The following is a 19,203-nucleotide window of genomic DNA, read 5'->3' on the forward strand; positions in this document are numbered from 1 at the left end:
CGTCACCCGTGCCCCTCAGCGGGCGGCCGTCGAGGCGACGGCCGCCCGGGCCGCGCGCTCCACGAGTGCGACCCCGTCCTTCATCGACTTGCTGCCGTCCGACAGGACGGCGACGAGGTAGTGGTGTCCGCCCGCCGTGATCCGTCCGATGCTGTTGACGTCCCACAGCTCGGTCGTGTTGCGCTGCAGCCAGCCGTTCTTCAACGCGGATTCGGAGCCGGCGGCCGCCGAGACGCCCCAGGACTGCTCGTCGATGACACCGCCCATCAGGGTGCGGATGTACATCCGGGACGCCTCGTCGAGCGGGGTGGCGGCCGCGTGTGCGGCCGTGCCGGTGTCGTACACCGCGCGCAGCAGCCGTATCTGGTCCCTGACCGTGGTCCGGGTGAGCCCCCACTTGGCGTCCGGGCCGCCCTTCGTCTCGGTCAGACCCAGTCGCTTGTTCGCCGCGTCCAGTCCCTCGGCCCGGCCGATGGTCCGCCACAGGTGGTTCGCCGCGTCGTTGTCACTGCGCTCGATCATCACCTCGGCGTCCGAGCGCTCCTTGTCGGTCAGGCCGCGCTTGGCGTCCTGCCCCTGGAGCAGTGCCGTGGCGAGGATGTCGACCTTCACGATGCTCGCGGTGTCGTACGAGGTTCCGTCGCCGTACACCGTGGCCTCGCGGCCGGTCCCGTCCAGGTCGAGCACCGCCGCGCTCACACGCTCCTTCCCCTGGGGCTTCACCCGTGCGAGAAAGTCGGCCGTCGCGGCGTCGGGCCGCGTCGCCGCCGTGGCCGCGGCCGCGGGCGTCGAGTGGAGCGCGCCGGCCGAGAGGAGCGTCGCCACACAGGCCGCGAGAACGCCGACGCTGACCGCGCCGCGCCTGCCGCGGGGGCTCCGGGCGTGCGTCAGGAGGGACTGTCGATGCTGCATGGTGAGGGGCCTCGGCAGTTCATATGGGAGGGACACAGAACTGCGAAGCTAAACAAAACGCCCTTATCGCGACGTGACCGCCGCCACGACAGGTACCGATTCCTGCAGATTTGTGCGAAGAGTCACAGCCGCCCGAGTGGCTGGGGTCACACAGGCACAGCGTGCTTCGCTGCTGATCGCCGAAGCACCACGAGATGTGATCCCGGCGGTCCCTGCCTACCCTCGTGGTCTCCGACACCGTGGGGTCGCCATGGTTCTCGATCTGCTACTCATCGCCCTGGCCATCACGCTCGACCCGCTGCCCCTCATGGCCTTCGTCCTGGTCGTGGCATCGCAGCGGGGCGCGTGGAAGGGCCTGGCCTTCATCCTGAGCTGGCTGGCATGTCTGGTCGTCGTGGTCGGGATCGTCCTGGCACTGACCGGCGGGCAGCCCCCGCCGCCCCGGTCCCCGTCCTCGACGGCCGTACTCGCGGCCAAGCTGGCCATCGGTGTGTCGCTCGTCCTCTACGGCGAACACCGGCGCCGACGGCTCGTAGCCGCCCGGACACGAGCCGATGGGGCCTCGGCGAAGCCGGAGCCGGACCACGGGCCGAACGGCACACCGGGATCGGAGCTGACCTCCCGGATGGACCGCACCACGGCGTGGGCCGCCGCCGGACTCGCCGTGCTCATGCAGCCCTGGGGCATGGTCGCCGCCGCAGCGACGACGGTGGTGGAAGCGGACCTGTCCCACTTCTCGTCCTGGCTCGCGCTGTCCGCCTTCTGCGTGCTCGCCACGGCGAGCCTGCTGGCCACCGAGCTGTATGTGGTGTTCGCCCCGACCGCGGCGAAGGCCCGGCTGCTGAGACTGCGCTCATGGATGCAGGATCACCAGGAGCAGGCCATCGTGACCCTGTGCCTGGTCCTGGGTTTCTGGCTGATGGGAAGAAGCATCTACGAGCTCACCGGCTGACGGCGCACCCTGTGCCGATACCGCGGCTCCCGGACATGCGGGGCCCTTGAGCGCGTGGTGGAATGGGCGCTGGAGGCTGACGACCGCGGGCGGTCGGGCGACCGGTCCCGACTCCCATTCCGCTCCCGAGGAGTGGCCATGAACGATGTCGAAGAAATGGGCCCCGTCGACTACTTGGTCATCGAGTTCCCCGGGAACCGCATGACGGGCGAGGCCTTTGCGCTGTTGGTCGATCTCGTCGAGAGAGGCATCGTACGGATCCTCGACCTGACCTTCGTCCGCAAGGACAGCGACGGTTCGGTCACCGGGCTGGAACTGCAGGATCTCGGTGACGAGGTCGATCTGTCCGTCTTCGCGGGCGCCTCCTCCGGGCTGCTGGACCAAGGTGACATCGAGGAGGCCGGCAACGCGCTGGAGCCCGGCAACTCCGCGGCGGTCCTGGTGTACGAGAACGTGTGGGCCGCGCCCCTGGCCGGTGCGCTCAGGCGCAGCGGCGCTCAGCTCGTGGCCGGCGGCCGTATCCCCGTCCAGGCCCTGCTGGCCTCGCTGGACGCGGTCGAGGGCACGACACCGCCCGGTGGATCGGCAGCAGCCTGACGCACACAGCAGGGGAGATGAGAGACCATGCCCGGACTCATCAGGGGTGTCGCGCGCACCGCAGTCGTCGCCGGAACCGCCACCGCGGTGTCCAACCGGGTGTCCCGGCGGCAGACAGGGCGCTGGGCACAGCAGGACTACGAACAGCAACAGCAAGCGGCCCCGCAGCAGGCGGTCGCACCGCCTCCGCCGCCGCCGGCACCGCCGTCCACCGAGGACGACATGACCCGCAAGATCGACCAGCTCAAGCAGCTGGGTGAGCTGAAGGCCCAGGGAGTGCTGACGGACGCGGAGTTCGAGGCGCAGAAGCAGCAGCTCCTCAGCTGACGCCGCTCGACGCGCACCTCGGCGAGCGCGCCGACCGAAGGTGGCTGTCGCCCCGGGGCGCCGGAAGCGCCCCGGGGCGACAGCCTCGGTGGAGCGGACGGCTCAGGGAGTCAGCTGCCACTGCTCGATGTAGCCGACGTCGAGCCCGGCGCGGTCCTGGACGCGCAGGACCCAGGTCCCGGAGACGGGCTGGGCGGAGGCGTCGACGGTGAAGGTCTGGTCGACGTTGTCGGCGGAGCCGCCGCTGCGGTTCAGCAGTGAGTAGACGGTGCCGTCCGGGCCGACGAGATCGACGGTCAGATCACCCCGGTAGGTGTGGACGATCTTGACATAGACCTGGGTGGTGGCCGAGGCGTTGCCGGTCCGGCCGGTGACGGTGATCGGGGACTCCACCGCGGCGCCGGCGTCGGGGATGTCGACGCGGGTGGCGTTGGCGTAGATGTTCGCCACCCGCCAGGTGAAGCGCACACTGGCCGACGCGCCCGTGTCGTCGGTGACCGTCACCGTGACGTCACTGGTCCCGACCGTGGTCGTGGTGCCGGAGATCAGGCCGCTGGAGCTGATCGTCAGACCGTCCGGCAGGCCCGTCGCCGCATACGTCAGACCCGCGCCGGAGTTGGTGGTGTACGCGTCCGTCTGCAGGGACACCGCCTGCCCGACCCCGCTGGTCCGGTCGGCGATCGGGGCCACGTTGACGCCCAGCGCGATCCGGTTCCCCACGTTGATCGCCGCCCAGGCGTCGGCCACGGCGAGGTAGGTGGGGCTGTAGGCGCCGAAGAGGTCGGCCGCGGCCTGGAGCGTCGCGGTGCGGGCGTCCGCGTAGTTGGTGGTCGAGGTCATGTAGGTGGTGAGCGCCCGGTACCAGATGCGCTGGGCGTTCCCGATGCCGATGCCGGTCACGGACTGGCCGTCGTAGGTGGGGCTGTCGTAGGAGACGCCGTTGACGGTCTTCGCCCCGCTGCCCTCGGACAGAAGGTAGAAGAAGTGGTTCGCCGGGCCCGAGGAGTAGTGGACGTCGATGCCGCCCAGGGACGAACTCCAGTAGTCGCGGGAGGCGCCGTCCTTCGAGGGCTTGTCCATGTAGCGCAGCGGTGTGCCGTCGCCGTTGATGTCGATCTTCTCGCCGACCAGGTAGTCGGGGACGTCGGCGGGCAGGTCGGCGTGGAACTCCACCGCGGCGGCGAAGATGTCGGAGGTCGCCTCGTTGAGGCCGCCCGACTCGCCTGAGTAGTCGAGACCGGCGGTCGCGCTGGTGACGCCGTGGCTCATCTCGTGTGCCGCCACGTCGAGCGCGGTCAGGGGGTGCGTGTTGCCCGACCCGTCGCCGTAGGTCATGCAGAAGCAGGTGTCGGACCAGAAGGCGTTGACGTAGTTGTTGCCGTAGTGGGCCCTGCTGTAGGCGGCCACTCCGTCGTTGCGTATGCCGTTGCGGCCGAAGACGTCCTTGTAGTAGTCCCAGGTCGCCGCGGCACCGAAGGCGACGTCCACGCCCGCGGTCTGACGGTTGCTCTGGGTGCCGTCGCCCCAGACATCGTTGTCGTCCGTGAACAGCGTGCCCGTGCCGGAGGTGCCCTGGTTCAGGTCGTAGGTGTGGTGTCCGGCGCGGTCGCCGTCGATGAGCTGGTACGTCGAGCCGGAGAGCGTGGTGCCGAGCGGCACCGTTCCGCTGAACTGCCCGGTGCCGGTACCCGTCTCGATGCCCTGGAACCGGAAGAGGGACTTGCCCGAGGCGGCGTCGGTGATCACATGGAGCTCGCTGGGTGTTCCGTCGTCCTGGAAGCCCCCGACCACCGTCTCCCAGGCCAGGACGGGCTTGGTGGCGGCGGCCCAGACGACCAGACGCGGAGCGCGGTCCGCCTCGGCCTGCTTGCCGCCGGCCTTCACCGCGACTGCGAGGGCTTTGGCCTTCACCGCGGCCGGGGAGACCTTCGGCGTGGTGGTGGGCAGGGTGAGCGTGGCCTTCGTGGCCCTCGACGCGGTGAGACGGCCGCCCCGGGCGTGGACGACCAGATCGCCGCCGAGGACCGGCAGTCCGGCGTAGGTCCGTTCGTACCGTGTGTGGGTGGTGCCGTCGGCGTCCTGGGCGACGTCCTTGACGACGAGCTTCTCCTTGGTGCCGAGGTGAAGGCTCTTCGCCGTGCTCGCGGTGGCCACGGCGGCTCTCCTGACCAACTCGGTGCGCTTCGCCGGCGAGAGCCGTACGGGGGCCGCGCCGGGCCGGGGAGTGGCCTGGATCTTCGCGTGACCGTGGACGTCGGGGGCCGCGGCGGCGGTGCCGGCCTGGACACCGGCCGCGAGCAGTGCGCTCACCGCGGTGAGGACCAGGGCTCCGGTGCAGCGGGGTCGATGGGGGTAGCGGTCCTGCCGGAACAAGGCGTTCTCCTTCTGTGGGGTGATCGGACCCGATGGGGTCCGGGAGAGCGGGTCGGGCCGGTGCGGCCCTCCGGCGGCGTGCGAGTGCGCGCGGGAGATGTGAGGGACCTGTGGGCATGCGGTGAATGTACGGACAGCAGCGTGGCACTCCGCTCGTTGAATTGTCATGACTGCAACAACGCAACGGCTCAAATTGGCGGTTGTCTGGCCGCGGTTCAGCCGCCCCGGCGGCAGATTTCGGCCGCGAGGCCGCATCAGGCACACGCGCGGTCAACCGGCATACATGACAGGGGCGTTGACCCGCACGACCCACAACAGCAGAATGAGCGCGCACTCTTGAGAGCGCTCTCAGATCCCGCTGGACCCACGCCCCGCACCTCCCGAGGAGACCCATGACCGGCAGTCGACGCCAGGCGCTCAGCCGCCGCACGCTCATCGGTACCGGCCTCGGTATCGGTGCCGCGGCCTTCACCACGGCCGCCGGCTCCGGCACGGCCCGCGCGGCAGTCGCCAAGGGTGCCGTCGGCAACTCCGGCGAGCGTCGTGCGTACTCCTTCCTCGCCGCCGCCCAGGACGCCTACCCCGAGCACGGCGCGATCCGGCTGGCCCAGAGCTACACCGACCAGGCGGGCCTGTTCAGCACCGCGTTCATCTATGACAACGCCCTCGCGATCCTGGCTCTTCTGGCGGTCCGCACCAAGGACGGCCGGGCCCGGGCCATGGCGCTCGGAGACGCCCTGCTCTTCGCGCAGGCCCATGACCCCGGGTACGACGACGGCAGGCTGCGGCAGGCCTACAACGTCGGGCCGTACACCTTCTACGACGGCTCGCCGCAGCCCGACGGGTTCGTACGGGCGGACGGCACGGCCAACGTCGGCACCCAGTTCGGCTTCACCGGCACGGCCGTCGGCGACATGGCCTGGGCCGGTATCGCCCTGAGCGCACTCGCCGAGCGCACCGGCGCCCGCCGCTTCCTCGCCGGCGCGCTGCGAATCGGAACCTGGATCGAGCGCAACGGCCGCACCCAAGAGCCCCTCGGCGGCTACAAGTTCGGGGTCGACGGGGCCAACAAGGTACTGCCCTACACCTCGACCGAACACAACACCGACCTCATCGGCCTCTTCGGACGCCTCGCCCGGCTCACCGGGGACCCGGTGTGGCTGGAGCGGCGCGCACGTGCCAAGGCCTTCGTCGGGAGGATGTGGGAGCCCTCCGGGGGCTTCTTCTACACCGGTACGAACGACGGCGTCACGATCAACAGGTCACCGATTCCCGAGGACACCCAGACCTGGACCCACCTCGCCCTCGCCTCCCCCGCCCACGCCCGCTCCCTGGACTGGGCAACATCCGAACTGGCCGTCCTGGACACCGCCGACCGCCGCAACAGCACGGTGCCCGCGGGCCAGTCCTACGAAGGAGTCACCTTCAGCTCCACCAGTCTGCTGGCCGACGAGGACGCACCGATCGCGCCGAGCCGGCCCAAGCCCGATCGACACGGTGTGTGGTTCGAGGGGACGGCCCACCTCGCGCTCGCCCTACGCTCTCGGCACGCACCGGGCGACGAGGCGCGCGCCCGACGACTGCTCGCCTCCCTCGAAAGGGCCCAGGACCTGCTCGGCCAGGACCAGACCGTCGGCGGCAGGGCACTCACCGCGCGCTGTGGCGTCGTATCGGCGAGCAGCCCGCTCGACACGGGTTTCGGCTTCGGCTACTACCCGTACCGGCACACCGGAGCCACCGCCTGGTACCTCCTGGCAGCGAGCCGCACCAACCCCTTGCGGGCCTGATACCGCCCGGTCGCCGAGGCACCTCGACACCCGTGCGCCGGACGGGCACCCGTTCCCCTCGGCGACGGACCGGCCCGGGCGCGTTGCACCGCGTCCCCCGCCCGGCGCGCTTACCTTGCTCTAGACATGACCGACAGTCAGAAACAGCGAGGTGGCGTGGGACGTGGTGGCCGGTACGGGCGGTCGATCGGCCGGGCGGGGGCGCGGGCGCCGGGCGGGTGACGTCGTGCTGGGCAGCCGTCCGGCGCACTCCCTACGGCTCCCGCCGCGCACGCGCTACGGCCCACGGGAGGCCGCGCCCCCGATCGGTTCGGTGGCCGAGCGGACCGTACCGTGGCTGCGCGTCGCCGCCGCCTACGCCTGGCGCGTCCTGGTCGTCGGCATCGTCGTCTACGGCGTCTTCACCGTCCTCGGCCGCTTCCAGCTCATCGCCGTGGCCCTGTTCCTCGCCTTTGTCATCACCTCGGTGCTGCGCCCCCTGGCCGACCTGCTGAACCGCATGTTCCCGAGGTCGCTGAGCGTTGCCGTCGCCGTGGTCGGCAGCCTGCTGCTCCTGATGACCCTGCTCGCTCTCGTGGGCAACGCGGTGGCGGGCGAGTCCGCGAAGCTGGTGGGCGAGTTCCGCGGCGGCATCCACCGGATCGAACTGTGGCTCCAGCAACCGCCGTTCCGGCTCAGTCCCGGCAAGCTGGAGGATCTGCAGCGCCAGGTGGTGAACTACCTCAACACGCACCGGGCGAATCTGCTCAGCAGCGCCGTCAGCGGTCTCGGCAGGATCGTCGAGCTGATCACCGGAGCGGTGCTGGCCCTCTTCGCCTCCGTCTTCTTCATCCACTCGGGCGAGCGCCTGTGGGGCTGGATGCGCGACCAGCTGCTGCCCAGTGGCGCCCGTCCGGTGTGGGACCGGGCCGGGCGGGCGGCCTGGCGGACCTTCGCCGGGTACACACGCGGCATCATCATCGTGGCCGCCACCAACGCCGTACTCGTCGGAGTCGCGCTGTTCATCCTGCGGGTACCGCTCGCGCTGCCGCTGACCATCCTGGAGTTCTTCGCCACGTTCGTGCCGCTGGTGGGCTCGCCGATCGCGCTCGGTGTGGCCACGGTGGTCGCCCTCGCCGGGCGCGGACCGCTCACGGCGGCCGCCGTGCTCGTGCTCATCGTGGTCATCGGCCAGCTGGAGGGACATGTGCTGCACCCGCTGGTGATGAGCTGGGCGGTCAGTCTGCACCCGCTCGTCGTCGCGGTGTCCGTCATCGGGGGCAGCATCGTCGCGGGCGTGGTCGGCGCCGTCGTCGCCGTCCCGTTCATCTCGGTCATCTGGTCGGTGCTGCGCGCGCTGCGGACCGCACCGACCTAGCCGGCCGTGCCGTGACTGCCTGAGCGGGTTTCGGCCACGCCGTCACGAGGACGTGGCGGGCTCATATGCGCTGATGACGTACCGGGCTTCGTCGTCGACGGCGTTCTCGTCCCAGTCCAGCGTGACGCGCAGCGGATGTCCGTCGGCCGCGTACTCCGCCTCCGCCGTGTCCGCGTCGTCGCGCCGCGCCTGCGCGAGTTCCTTCAGCAGTCCACCGATGGTGGGGACGACGCCGGGCGAGCGACGGACCACCCGGCGGCTCTCCTCGTCGAGGCCGACCGCCTTCGCCACCTTCCCGTCGCGCACGGTCACCCGGAAGGTGCCGATGAGGGCCCGCTCTCCCTCGGTCGAGTTCAGCGTGTACGTGTACGCGGCCGGTTCCTCCCAGGCCGTACCGCTGTGCGTGGACGACTTCGCCTCCGCCGCCTCGGTGGACGTGCCCGCTCCCGCACAGGCGGCGGTCGCCCAGAGGAGACCTCCGATCAGGGCGACGCGCGGCAGCGAGGAACGAGGAGTGACACGTACGGCTGTCATGTGGGGCCTTTCGTGAGCTCTTTGTCCCTGGACGCCTACGGCGCTCCGAACGTTCGCGGCGGGCCCGCATGTCACGGGGCCGCAACGATGGAGAACTGGTGAAACTGCAGCTGGCCATAGATCGTCCCTCCTCCCGAATCGCATCGCCCGCACAAGGGCGGTCACCACCCGAGGGGGGACCCACCATGGCACCGACCACGAAGACCGGCCGTCGCAGACCCCGCGCGCTCCGCCCGGCCGCGGCAAGCGTGTGCGCCGCGGCCGCACTGGCGCTGGCGCTCAGCGGTTGCGCCGGTCACGACGGCGCAAGCGCGACTCCGAGCGCGGCGGCCTCGAACACCGCGGCAGACGCGGGCGGCGGTGCCACCGCGGCCGGCGCCAAGCCCGCCGCCAAGTCCTCGGCCGGTACGGGCGGCAAGGGCACGGCCACCGGGACCGCACCGGCCGCCACTCCCTCCGCCTCCGGCTCCGGTTCCTCGGCCACGGGGACGCCCATCGCCGCGGGCTCCGGCGGCAAGGACGACGGCTGCGACCACAAGATGCCCATCTCCCCCGACGAGATCGCGGTCTATCGCTACACCCCCGAAGGCGGCTCGCTCAGCCTGATCGTCAAGTACGGCAACTGGGGCTGCCCCACGGCGGATTCCGACGGCGCGCCCTTCGTGACCGTCGGCAAGGAGACGTACCTGCCCATGGACCAGGCCGCCTACGTCACCGCCACCAACCCCATCGTGGAGAGCACGGAGAACCAGCGCATCGGCGTCCAGGAGTTCCTGGACTGGATCGAGGCGCACCCGAACAGCGGCCTGGTCTTCAAGTACCACCGCGGTGACAACGGGGCCATCGACAGCCTCGAAGAGGTCTTCACCCCCTGAGTCGGACGGCCTGCCTGCCTGCCGGCCGGGCTGGGGCAGCCCGGCCGCCTACCGGGTCTACGCGACTCAGCCGCCGAGGTCGCTGGTGTCCCGCTGCGGGCCGGCCGGGCCCTGGCAGTCCGGGCAGAGCTCGAAACGGCCGTCGTGGACAACGCTTCCCCAGCCGCGACAGGTGTCGCAGTCACGGGCGAGGGTGATGTCGACGAGATGGGCGGGAGCATGGGGGTGGGCTCCGTGGATCATGCTGCGGGCTCCGTGGGTAGGGGACTCGCGTGGGAAAAATATGACACAGGCCGCATATATATGCAATAGGGTGCGGAGGCCTTCGCGCCGTCACGCACCGTCCGGAAGCTGCTGCTCCGTCCAGATCGTCTTGCCTGCGGCACCGCGGCGGGTGCCCCAGCGCTGCGCGAGCTGCGCGACCAGGAAGAGGCCTCGTCCTCCCTCGTCCGTGCTCGCGGCCCGCCTGAGGTGCGGGGAGGTGTTGCTGGCGTCCGAGACCTCGCAGATCAGCGCCCGCTCGTGAATGAGCCGCAGACTGATCGGACCGTACGCGTGCCTGATCGCGTTGGTGACGAGCTCGCTCACGATCAGCTCCGTGGTGAAGGCCAGGTCGTCCAGACCCCACAGGGACAGCTGCCGGTCGACGTCGTTGCGCACCACATGCACGGCCGACGGGTCCGCGGGCACGTCCCAGGACACCACCCGGTCGGGACTCAGCGTGTGCGTCCGCGCGATCAGGAAGGCGACGTCGTCCCGGGGGCGGTCCGGCAGCAGGGTGCGGACCATGATGTCGCAGATCTCCTCCAGCGGCCGGTCCGGGTGGGCCAGGGTGAAGCACAGCCGTTCCATGCCGACGTCGACGTCCCGGTCCGACGCTTCGATCAACCCGTCGGTGTAGAGGGCGATGATGCTCCCCTCCTCCACCGCGATCTCGGCCGACTCGAAGGGCAGGCCACCCAGACCCAGCGGCGGTCCGGCGGGGATGTCGGGGAACTCGACCGGCTCGGTCAGATGGGCGATCGCGGGGCTGGGGTGCCCCGCGCGGGCCACGACGATGGTGCGGGCGACCGGGTCGTAGATCGCGTACACACAGGTCGCCCCGACCACCGTGGGCCCCTCCGTGGCCGCCTCGGCCTCTTCCGACAGGCGTACGACCAGGTCGTCGACGTGGGTCAGCAGCTCGTCCGGGGGAAGATCCAGATCGGCCAGCGTCTGGACGGCGGCCCGCAGACGCCCCATGCTCGCCGCGGCGTGGAGCCCATGGCCCACCACGTCACCCACGACGAGCGCGACCCTGGCGCCCGAGAGCGGGATGACGTCGAACCAGTCACCGCCCACCCCGGACTCGATGTCGGCCGGCAGATAGCGGTAGGCGACCTCGACCGCGTTGAGCTCGGGCAGGTCGGGCGGCAGCAGGCTCGTCTGCAGGGTCAGCGCCGCCTGGCGCTCCCGGGCGAAACGCCTGGCGTTGTCGACGCACACCGCGGCGCGCGCCACCAACTCCTCGACGAGGAGCAGATCGTCCTCGTCGAACGGGTCGGGATTCTTCCAACGCAGCAGGGTCACCATGCCCATGGTGATGTCGCGTGCCCGCAGCGGAACCACCAGGTGCGTGTGCACACCCAGGCGGATGAGCCTGTTCCAGCGCACGGGGTCGTCGAGGACCCACGAGGTCGCCGGGTCGACGACTTCGCAGATCGGCTTGCCCGTGGCCAGGCTCCGTTCCTGAGGGGAACGGGGCGGATAGTGCGTGGGGACACCGATCTCGATGACCACCTCGGGGTGGTCCTCCTGGATCGACAGATGGGCGGCGCGGCGCAGCGTCTCCTCACCACCGTGCGCCGAGTCAAAGGACGGGTCCGCGGTCGCCCGTACCGCGTCCAGGAGGTCGATCGCGACGAAGTCGGCGACCCGCGGCACCATGACCTCCGCCAGTTCGCCCACCGTGCGGCCGAGATCCAGCGTGGTGCCGATGTGTTCGCTGGCCTCGTTCAGCAGGGCGAGCCGATCACGCGCCGAGTCCTGGCCGGTGGCGTGGACGGCGACGAGGCAGATGCCCAGCGTTTCGCCCGCGGGGTTGCGCACGGGAAAGAAGGTACGCAGCTCGACACGCCTCCGGGTCCGGCTGTGGGGCATGTGGTGGTGCGGCGGCGAGTGCTCCAGGGTCACCTGCGGACGTCCGGTGACGAGCGCCCGCTTGGCGTACCGGCTCACCAGGGACGACGACTCAGCGGTGTCCGCTGCGGCTCCGCACTCGTCGTCCTCGGCCGCGCCGTACGCCTCCATGTCGGCCAGCGCGCGGTTCGCCCATTTGCGGTGCAGTTGCGTGTCCAGTACGGCGATGCCGATGGGCGACCGCTCCAGCAGGGAGCGCGCGACCGCGTCGTGGAACTCGTACTCCGCCTGTTCCCGCGCGTCACAGGCGACGACGAGCCAGGCATGGTGACCGCCGACGGCAACGAGGGGGCACACCCGGACCGCGACTTCGACGAGGTGACCGGCGCGGTGCCGGGCGGCGAGCACGCCGTTCCAGCCGTGGCCCGTCCGGCGCAGCCGGGACACGGCGGTGATCAGGTTCCGGTCCGCCAGGACGGATTCCACGGGGTGCCCCACCGCGTCACGGGACGCGTGGCCGAGCAGGCTCTCGGCGCCCGGGCTCCAGTAGGCGATCTGCTTCCTGGCATCGGTGATCACCACGGCCGCGGACCCGATGTCGAACGGATCGGCCGGATCTGCACTGCCGAGCGCACCGATGACGCCCATACCTTCGCACCATCCCGGGGCCGGGCCCCACGGAGCCCATTGTTGCACCGAGAGTCACCCACCGCCGCTCCACCGTTGTCACGAAACCGGGCCGGCGGCGGGCCGCGCCTCTAGGCAGAACTCGTCCGGCGCTCCCTCGCGTACCGGTGGGCCAGTGCGTGGAAAGCCTTCTTGGGTTCCCAGTGCCAGTCGGAGCTGGGGTCGTCGTGGTGGTCCTTGACGGTCTTGGTGAGGGAGTAGCTCGCCATGTCCAGGTCGTGGCGCGGGTCGTCGGGGCGGTGCGGGGCGTCCGGGGTGACGAACTCGAACGCCATCGCCGCGTACAGGTTCATCGACGAGAAGACGTCCACCATGTCCACCACATGGGCGGCCTGTGTGCGTTCGCTGCGCACCAGGTGGCCCTTGATCTCCTCGGGGTGCTTGTCGTAGTCGACGACGTCCCAGGCCATACCGCCCGCCTCGGGGGCGCCGACGTACGCGCAGGTGCCGAACTCGGTGATCGCCAGGGGTTTGCCCCAGCGCAGATACCGGCGCAGCTCCGCGGTGTGGTCGGCGCGGTGACGGAAGTACGAGTAGTAGTCGATGCCCACGATGTCGAAGAGGCTCCAGTCGACCTGGTCGTCCTGGGCGGCGGCGTAGCTCAGACGGCCCCGGAAGACGGAGCGGCCGACCGCGGCCGCCTTCCTGGTGAAGCGGTCCAGTCGGCGCTGCATCCTGGCATGGTCGACACGTCCCTCCAGCAGGTTCCGTACGCGTTCCAGGACGGTCGCCCCCGGGACGATCCCCGGCACGAACAGCCAGAACTCGCAGCCCACGCTGAAGTCGACGCTCGCGCCCTGCCGGCGCAGCCGCTCGGCGAACCGGCCGGTCTCGGCCAGGTGCTCCAGGATGTCCCGTTCCGGGACGTCGCCGAGGGTCGGCTGGAGCCAGATGTGCAGGCCGCGTTCCGCGGCCTCGGCGGCGGTGGCCGTGAGACGTTCCACGCCGTCGCCGGTCACCTCCACGGTGTCTGCGTGCAGCTCGTCGCGGATGACCCGGATGTCCTTGCACATCCGGGCGGCGTTGAAGGCCGTACCAGGTGTGTCGCCGTCGCCCACGGTGTAGACGACGCCTCGGTGACACAGCCCGCGCCGAGGCTCCGTTGCCCGCGCCGGCCCTGCGGGCAGCAGCGCCGCCGCGAGCCCGGCGGACGCCGTCCCGGCGAGGAACTGTGCCCTGTTGATCCCCTTCGTCTTCTCCCTGCGCTCACTCATGCGCTCACTGTGCCGAGGGGGCGTTCGCTCCGCTGTCCGTCGACGGTCTACGGCAGCGCGACGAAGGGATGGGATCCGGCGTCGAAAGCCGGAAGTACCGTCGGCCCGGGGCGACTTCAGTGTCTGCGGGGCTCGGCTCCCCCTTGGACGGCTTAGATGAAGCTTGTACCACATTGGCGAATTGGCCATCACGGACGATCCCACGGTGCTAGAAAGTGACCACGCAGGCGCACATCGTGACCCGCCTGTCTCACCTGAACCACACCGCAGACCGCCCCCGTCGAGAGAGTGCCCGGCGAGCGCCGCGCACGAGGCGGTCCGGAAACGATGGGACGACCTTGCCGAACACCTCACCCCCCACACGTCGTCAGGCCCGTGCGGAAAGCGCTTCCCCCGCCCTGCCGACGAGCGGCCGACGAAGATCCCTGACCCGCAACTGGCGCGTGGGCAGAAAGCTCCGGGCCGTCCTGCTGATCCCGGTGCTCGTCGCACTCGCCTTCGGAGGCGTGCGGGTGAAACGGTCCGTGGACACCTTGCAGGCAGCCGACGAAGCGGTGCGGGTGGCCGAGTTGGTCCAGGCGGCGAACAAGTACGCAAGCGACGCGATCAACGAGCGCGACGTCTCGGTCATCCCGCTGCTGGAAGGAAAGAGGAACGCCGGCCCGGTCGTACAGGCCCGCCGGATCACCGACGAGGACGCGAAGGCGTTCGACCGAGCGGTCGGCCGCATACCGGACACCACCGGCCTCCTCAGGCGGATCGAGCTGGTCCGCAACGGCGAGAAGCAGCTTGCGACGGTCCGGGCCAACGCGTTCAGCGCAAAGCTGTCGGGTGTGCAGACCGAGGAGAGCTACCACCTCGTCCAGCATCCGCTGATGGAGCTCTCGAACGAACTGGGCTTCGGCAGCAGCAATCAGGCCAGCTTCGGCCGGACGCTCTACGCCATCTCCCTGACGCAGGCCGCCGAGTCCCTGATCCGGTCCATCGGCACGCATCTGCTGGTGGAGGACCGCGGCACCCTCGCTCCGGGCGAACTGGAGACCCAGCTGGCCTCGTTCCGTTCGTACGCCTACCTCGAACAGGTCGCGCTCCAGGAGTACGCGGGCGCCGGCACCGCCGCGGACATGGCGAGGCTGCGCAAGGCGCTGGCCGCCGCGGAGCAGAAGGGCCGGCGGCAGACCACCGAGGCCGCCCGACGGGCCAAGGCGGCCGGCCGGACCTTCGTCGCCCCGCCCGGCACCGTCAAGATGATCAGCGAGATCGCCTCGGGGAAGACGACCGCCGAACTGGCCGCGGAGGGCATCACGCCTGAATCGTTCTTCGCCGCGTCCACACTCGGCTTCGGCGCCTACCGCGGCATCCAGGTGCACCTCACCGACAGCGCGCTCACGGACGCCCACGGCATCGCGGACATCGCGCGCCGTGACGCGATCACCAATGCCGCGCTGGTCCTTGCGGCCGTGCTCACCGCGTTCCTGCTCGCCGCGTGGGTGGCCCGTTCGATGAGCCGCGGCATGCGCCGGCTGAGCGGCTCCGCCATCGAGATCGCCGAGCAACGGCTGCCGGCCGTCATCACCCAGTTGTCCCAGGCCGTGCCCGGACAGGTCGACACCCGGGTCGCCGCCATCCCCATCACCACCACGGACGAGATCGGTGAGGTCGCCCGCGCCTTCGACCATGTGCACCGCGAGGCCGTACGGCTCGCCGCCGAGCAGGCCGTGCTGCGCGGCAACATCAACACGATCTTCACCAACCTGTCGCGTCGCAACCAGTCACTGATCGAGCGTCAACTGGCCCTGATCACCGACCTGGAGGACCACGAGACCGACCCCGACCAGTTGGAGAACCTGTTCAGGCTGGACCATCTCGCCACCCGGGTGCGCCGCAACGGTGAGAACCTTCTGGTGCTCGGCGGTGAGAAGCCGGCCCAGCAGTGGGACCGCTCGCTGCCGCTGGTCGATGTCATCCGTGCGGCCTCCTCCGAGGTGGAGCAGTACGAGCGCATCGAGTTCGCCGGTATCCCGGAGGCCGAGATCCAGGGCCGAGCCGTGACCGACCTCGTGCATCTGCTCGCCGAACTCCTGGAGAACGCCACCGCGTTCTCGTCCCCGCACTCGACGGTCCGGGTGACGGCGACCCGGCTCCCCGACACCCGGATCATGATCGAGATCCACGACGAGGGAATCGGGCTGATGCCCGAGGACTTCGCGGTGATCAACCACAAGCTGGCCAACCCGCCGACCGCGGACACCGATGTGTACCAGCACATGGGGCTCTTCGTGGTCGGCAGACTGGCCGACCGGCACGGCGTCCACGTCCAACTGCGGCCGTCCGGTGAGCAGTCCGGTACGGCCTCGCTCGTCATGCTGCCCGGCACGATCACGTTCCGGGCGGCAGGGTCCGAGCCCGACGTCGACACCCTCACCCTGGCCGCGGTCGGCACGATTCCCGCGTCGCGTCGCGAGGCCGCGTTGTCCGCGCTGGCGGCCGCGGCTGCCGAGGACCGCTTCAGCTCGTACGAGGCGTGGACGGATGAGCCGACGGCTGCCGGGGCCCCGGGCGAGAGCGATGGGCCGCGGGGGAAGGGACGGGGCCGCGCACCCGCGGCGGACGGCAGGCGACGGGAGAAATAGCGCCGAACGGCGTCCGGGCCGGCCCGTGCGGGCCGGCCCGGACGTCGGGGTCAGACGAGGTCGAACCGGTCGAGGTTCGAGACCTTGACCCACGCCGCGACGAAGTCGTTCACGAACTTCTCCTTCGCGTCGTCGCTCGCGTAGACCTCCGCGAGGGCCCGCAGCTCGGAGTTCGAGCCGAAGACGAGGTCGGCACGGGTGCCGGTCCACTTGACCTCGCCGGTGGCGTCGTCGCGGCCCTCGAAGGTGTTCTGGTCCTCGGAGGTCGCCGACCACGTCGTGCCCAGGTCGAGCAGGTTGACGAAGAAGTCGTTCGTCAGCTTGCCCGGGGTCTCGGTGAGGACACCGAGCGACGTCTGCTGGTGGTTGGCGCCCAGCACGCGCAGACCGCCGACCAGGGCCGTCATCTCGGGCGCGCTCAGACCCAGCAGGTTCGCCCTGTCGAGCAGCAGGTACTCGGCCGGCAGCCGGTTGCCCTTGCCCTGGTAGTTGCGGAAGCCGTCGGCGGTGGGCTCCAGCGCGGCGAAGGACTCCGCGTCGGTCTGCTCGTCCGTGGCGTCCACGCGGCCCGGCGCGAAGGGCACCTCGACGTCGTACCCGGCGTCCTTGGCGGCCTTCTCCACGCCGGCGGCGCCGCCGAGGACGATCAGGTCGGCGAGGGAGACCTTCTTGGCGCCGGAGTTGAACTCCGACTGGATGCCCTCCAGGACACGCAGCACCTGCGCCAGCTCGTCGGGCTCGTTGACCTCCCAGCCGGCCTGCGGCTGCAGACGGATGCGGGCGCCGTTGGCACCGCCGCGCTTGTCGCTGGTGCGGAACGTGGCGGCCGAGGCCCACGCGGTGGACACCAGTTGCGCGACGCTCAGGCCCGAGTCGAGCAGCTTGGCCTTGAGGGCCGCGACGTCGGCGGCGTCGAGGGCCTCGCCCTCGGCCTCCGGCAGCGGGTCCTGCCAGAGCAGGGTCTCCTCCGGGACCTCCGGGCCGAGGTACAGCGACTTCGGGCCCATGTCTCGGTGGGTCAGCTTGTACCAGGCGCGGGCGAAGGCGTCCGCGAACTCCTCGGGGTTCTCGTAGAAGCGCCGCGAGATGGGCCCGTAGACCGGGTCGAAGCGCAGCGACAGGTCGGTGGTGAGCATCGTCGGGAGCTGCTTCTTCGACGGGTCGTGCGCGTCGGGGACGGTCGCCTCGGCGTCCTTCGCGACCCACTGGTTGGCGCCGGCCGGGCTCTGCGTGAGCTCGTACTCGTACTCGAAGAGGTTCTGGAAGAACCCGTTGCTCCACCGGGTCGGCGTGCTGGTCCAGGTGACCTCCAGGCCACTGGTGATCGCGTCGCCGCCCTTGCCGGTGCCGTAGGTGCTCTTCCAGCCGAGGCCCTGCTGCTCGATCGGGGCGGCCTCGGGGTCCGCGCCGACGTTCTCGGCCGGGCCCGCGCCGTGGGTCTTGCCGAAGGTGTGACCGCCCGCGATCAGGGCGACCGTCTCCTCGTCGTTCATCGCCATGCGACGGAAGGTCTCGCGGATGTCGCGGGCCGCGGCGATCGGGTCCGGGTTGCCGTTCGGGCCTTCCGGGTTGACGTAGATGAGGCCCATCTGCACCGCGCCGAGCGGGTTCTCCAGCTCACGGTCGCCGGTGTAGCGCTGGTCGTCGAGCCAGGTTGTCTCGGGACCCCAGTAGACGTCCTCCTCCGACTCCCAGACGTCCTCACGGCCACCGCCGAAGCCGAAGGTCTTGAAGCCCATCGACTCCAGGGCGACATTGCCGGCAAGGATCATGAGGTCGGCCCACGACAGGCTCTTGCCGTACTTCTTCTTCACCGGCCACAGCAGACGGCGGGCCTTGTCGAGGTTGCCGTTGTCGGGCCAGCTGTTGAGCGGGGCGAAGCGCTGCTGACCGGCGCCGGCGCCGCCGCGGCCGTCGCTGATGCGGTAGGTGCCCGCGCTGTGCCAGGCCATACGGATCATGAGGGGGCCGTAGTTGCCGAAGTCGGCCGGCCACCAGTCCTTGGAATCCGTCAGCACCTCGGCGATGTCCCGTTTCACGGCCGGGAGGTCGAGGCTCTGGAACGCCGCGGCGTAGTCGAACTCCTCACCGAGGGGGTTCGCCACGGCCGGGTTCTTCGCAAGGATCTTCAGATTGAGCCGCTCCGGCCACCACTGGCGGTTTCCGCCGCCCTGAGTCGGGTGCGGGGCGCGCCCGTGCGCGACGGGGCAGCCACCCGCGCCCTCCGTCTTCGCGTCTACGACGATTGCATCATGGTTCTCAGACATGGGAATCCTTCCGAACTGGGCGGATCACATTGCTCAGGAACTGCGGGCGGTGGAACAGTCGGCGCACAGGCCCCAGTAGATGACCTCCGCCTCGACGACCGAGAAGCCGTGGTCGTCGGAGGCCGTCAGGCAAGGGGCCTCACCGACCGCGCAGTCGACGTCAGCGACGACGCCGCACGACCGGCACACGACATGGTGGTGGTTGTCCCCGACTCGTCCCTCGAACCGCGCCGGACTGCCGGCCGGTTCGATACGGCGTATGAGACCCGCGGCGGTGAGCGCGTGGAGGGCTTCATACACGGCTTGCAGGGAAATGTGGCCTACGCGATCCCGTACCCCGGAGGCGATCGCCTCGACACCGAGGTGATCACCGTCCCGGACGGTCTCGAGCAGCGCGACGCGGGCGGCCGTCACCCGCAGGCCGGCACCGCGGAGCTCCTCGGCGGTGGTCGGGGTCTGGGATGCGGTCATGGCCGCCAACCTACCCGCACAAACACGAAGGATTCAAGAAAACGAGCAAGCCAAGTCTGGGAGCCCAGGTCAGGCAGGGTTTGTCACATTATGTAGGGA

Annotated in this window: 15 protein-coding genes; 7 read left to right on the plus strand and 8 right to left on the minus strand. The window is 70.3% G+C overall.

Features of this window, described 5'->3' with window-relative positions:
• Positions 1-15 precede the first annotated feature (15 nt).
• Entirely contained in the window at positions 16-912 is an 897-nt protein-coding gene (locus tag ACFY1J_RS26890) for a serine hydrolase (RefSeq protein ID WP_390709523.1), read from the minus strand.
• A gap of 250 nt (positions 913-1,162) precedes the next feature.
• Here ACFY1J_RS26890 and ACFY1J_RS26895 point away from each other — a divergent pair, with 250 nt between their 5' ends.
• The 3 genes from ACFY1J_RS26895 to ACFY1J_RS26905 all read left to right on the plus strand — a co-directional run bounded on the left by ACFY1J_RS26895 (position 1,163) and on the right by ACFY1J_RS26905 (position 2,788).
• On the plus strand, positions 1,163-1,864 hold the full coding sequence (locus tag ACFY1J_RS26895; RefSeq protein ID WP_390709524.1) for a GAP family protein: 702 nt from the start codon (positions 1,163-1,165) through the stop codon (positions 1,862-1,864).
• A gap of 138 nt (positions 1,865-2,002) precedes the next feature.
• Positions 2,003-2,461, plus strand: coding sequence for a DUF6325 family protein (locus ACFY1J_RS26900; protein WP_390709525.1), 459 nt, complete (start codon positions 2,003-2,005; stop codon positions 2,459-2,461).
• Positions 2,462-2,488: 27 nt separating this feature from the next.
• Complete coding sequence (locus ACFY1J_RS26905; protein ID WP_390709526.1) at positions 2,489-2,788, plus strand: SHOCT domain-containing protein; 300 nt, start codon at positions 2,489-2,491, stop codon at positions 2,786-2,788.
• Between the two features lie 102 nt (positions 2,789-2,890).
• Here the strand turns inward: ACFY1J_RS26905 and ACFY1J_RS26910 are convergent, their stop codons facing one another.
• Entirely contained in the window at positions 2,891-5,161 is a 2,271-nt protein-coding gene (locus tag ACFY1J_RS26910) for a M4 family metallopeptidase (RefSeq protein WP_390732106.1), read from the minus strand.
• Positions 5,162-5,553: 392 nt separating this feature from the next.
• On the opposite strand from ACFY1J_RS26910, the gene ACFY1J_RS26915 reads away from it, so the two are divergent.
• Together ACFY1J_RS26915 and ACFY1J_RS26920 are read left to right on the plus strand one after the other, a co-directional pair.
• Positions 5,554-6,948, plus strand: coding sequence for a Tat pathway signal sequence domain protein (locus ACFY1J_RS26915; protein WP_390709528.1), 1,395 nt, complete (start codon positions 5,554-5,556; stop codon positions 6,946-6,948).
• Positions 6,949-7,099: 151 nt separating this feature from the next.
• On the plus strand, positions 7,100-8,305 hold the full coding sequence (locus ACFY1J_RS26920; protein ID WP_390732107.1) for an AI-2E family transporter: 1,206 nt from the start codon (positions 7,100-7,102) through the stop codon (positions 8,303-8,305).
• Between the two features lie 42 nt (positions 8,306-8,347).
• Here ACFY1J_RS26920 and ACFY1J_RS26925 read toward each other — a convergent pair whose 3' ends face one another.
• A complete protein-coding gene (locus ACFY1J_RS26925; RefSeq protein WP_390732108.1) occupies positions 8,348-8,839 on the minus strand; it encodes a DUF6174 domain-containing protein in 492 nt (163 codons plus the stop codon).
• A gap of 185 nt (positions 8,840-9,024) precedes the next feature.
• Between ACFY1J_RS26925 and ACFY1J_RS26930 the strand changes: the two genes are divergently transcribed.
• Complete coding sequence (locus ACFY1J_RS26930) at positions 9,025-9,714, plus strand: hypothetical protein (protein WP_390732109.1); 690 nt, start codon at positions 9,025-9,027, stop codon at positions 9,712-9,714.
• Between the two features lie 66 nt (positions 9,715-9,780).
• Here ACFY1J_RS26930 and ACFY1J_RS26935 read toward each other — a convergent pair whose 3' ends face one another.
• The 3 genes from ACFY1J_RS26935 to ACFY1J_RS26945 form a co-directional block, all read right to left on the minus strand.
• A complete protein-coding gene (locus ACFY1J_RS26935; protein WP_390709532.1) occupies positions 9,781-9,957 on the minus strand; it encodes a hypothetical protein in 177 nt (58 codons plus the stop codon).
• Between the two features lie 90 nt (positions 9,958-10,047).
• Positions 10,048-12,480: a SpoIIE family protein phosphatase gene (locus tag ACFY1J_RS26940; RefSeq protein ID WP_390732110.1), complete on the minus strand. Its 2,433-nt coding sequence runs from the start codon at positions 12,478-12,480 to the stop codon at positions 10,048-10,050.
• Between the two features lie 110 nt (positions 12,481-12,590).
• Positions 12,591-13,733 carry an abortive phage infection protein gene (locus ACFY1J_RS26945; protein WP_390732111.1) on the minus strand — a complete coding sequence of 381 codons (1,143 nt, stop codon included), beginning with the start codon at positions 13,731-13,733 and terminating at the stop codon, positions 12,591-12,593.
• A gap of 443 nt (positions 13,734-14,176) precedes the next feature.
• On the opposite strand from ACFY1J_RS26945, the gene ACFY1J_RS26950 reads away from it, so the two are divergent.
• Positions 14,177-16,366 carry a nitrate- and nitrite sensing domain-containing protein gene (locus ACFY1J_RS26950; protein WP_390732112.1) on the plus strand — a complete coding sequence of 730 codons (2,190 nt, stop codon included), beginning with the start codon at positions 14,177-14,179 and terminating at the stop codon, positions 16,364-16,366.
• A gap of 50 nt (positions 16,367-16,416) precedes the next feature.
• On the opposite strand, the gene katG is transcribed toward ACFY1J_RS26950, so the two are convergent.
• On the minus strand, positions 16,417-18,633 hold the full coding sequence (gene katG, locus ACFY1J_RS26955) for a catalase/peroxidase HPI (protein WP_390732113.1): 2,217 nt from the start codon (positions 18,631-18,633) through the stop codon (positions 16,417-16,419).
• A gap of 33 nt (positions 18,634-18,666) precedes the next feature.
• Positions 18,667-19,104 carry a Fur family transcriptional regulator gene (locus tag ACFY1J_RS26960; RefSeq protein ID WP_390709537.1) on the minus strand — a complete coding sequence of 146 codons (438 nt, stop codon included), beginning with the start codon at positions 19,102-19,104 and terminating at the stop codon, positions 18,667-18,669.
• Between the last annotated feature and the right edge of the window lie 99 nt (positions 19,105-19,203).

Origin of the sequence: Streptomyces sp. NPDC001406, from assembly GCF_042895285.1 — a bacterium.
In the GTDB taxonomy this organism is placed as follows: domain Bacteria; phylum Actinomycetota; class Actinomycetes; order Streptomycetales; family Streptomycetaceae; genus Streptomyces.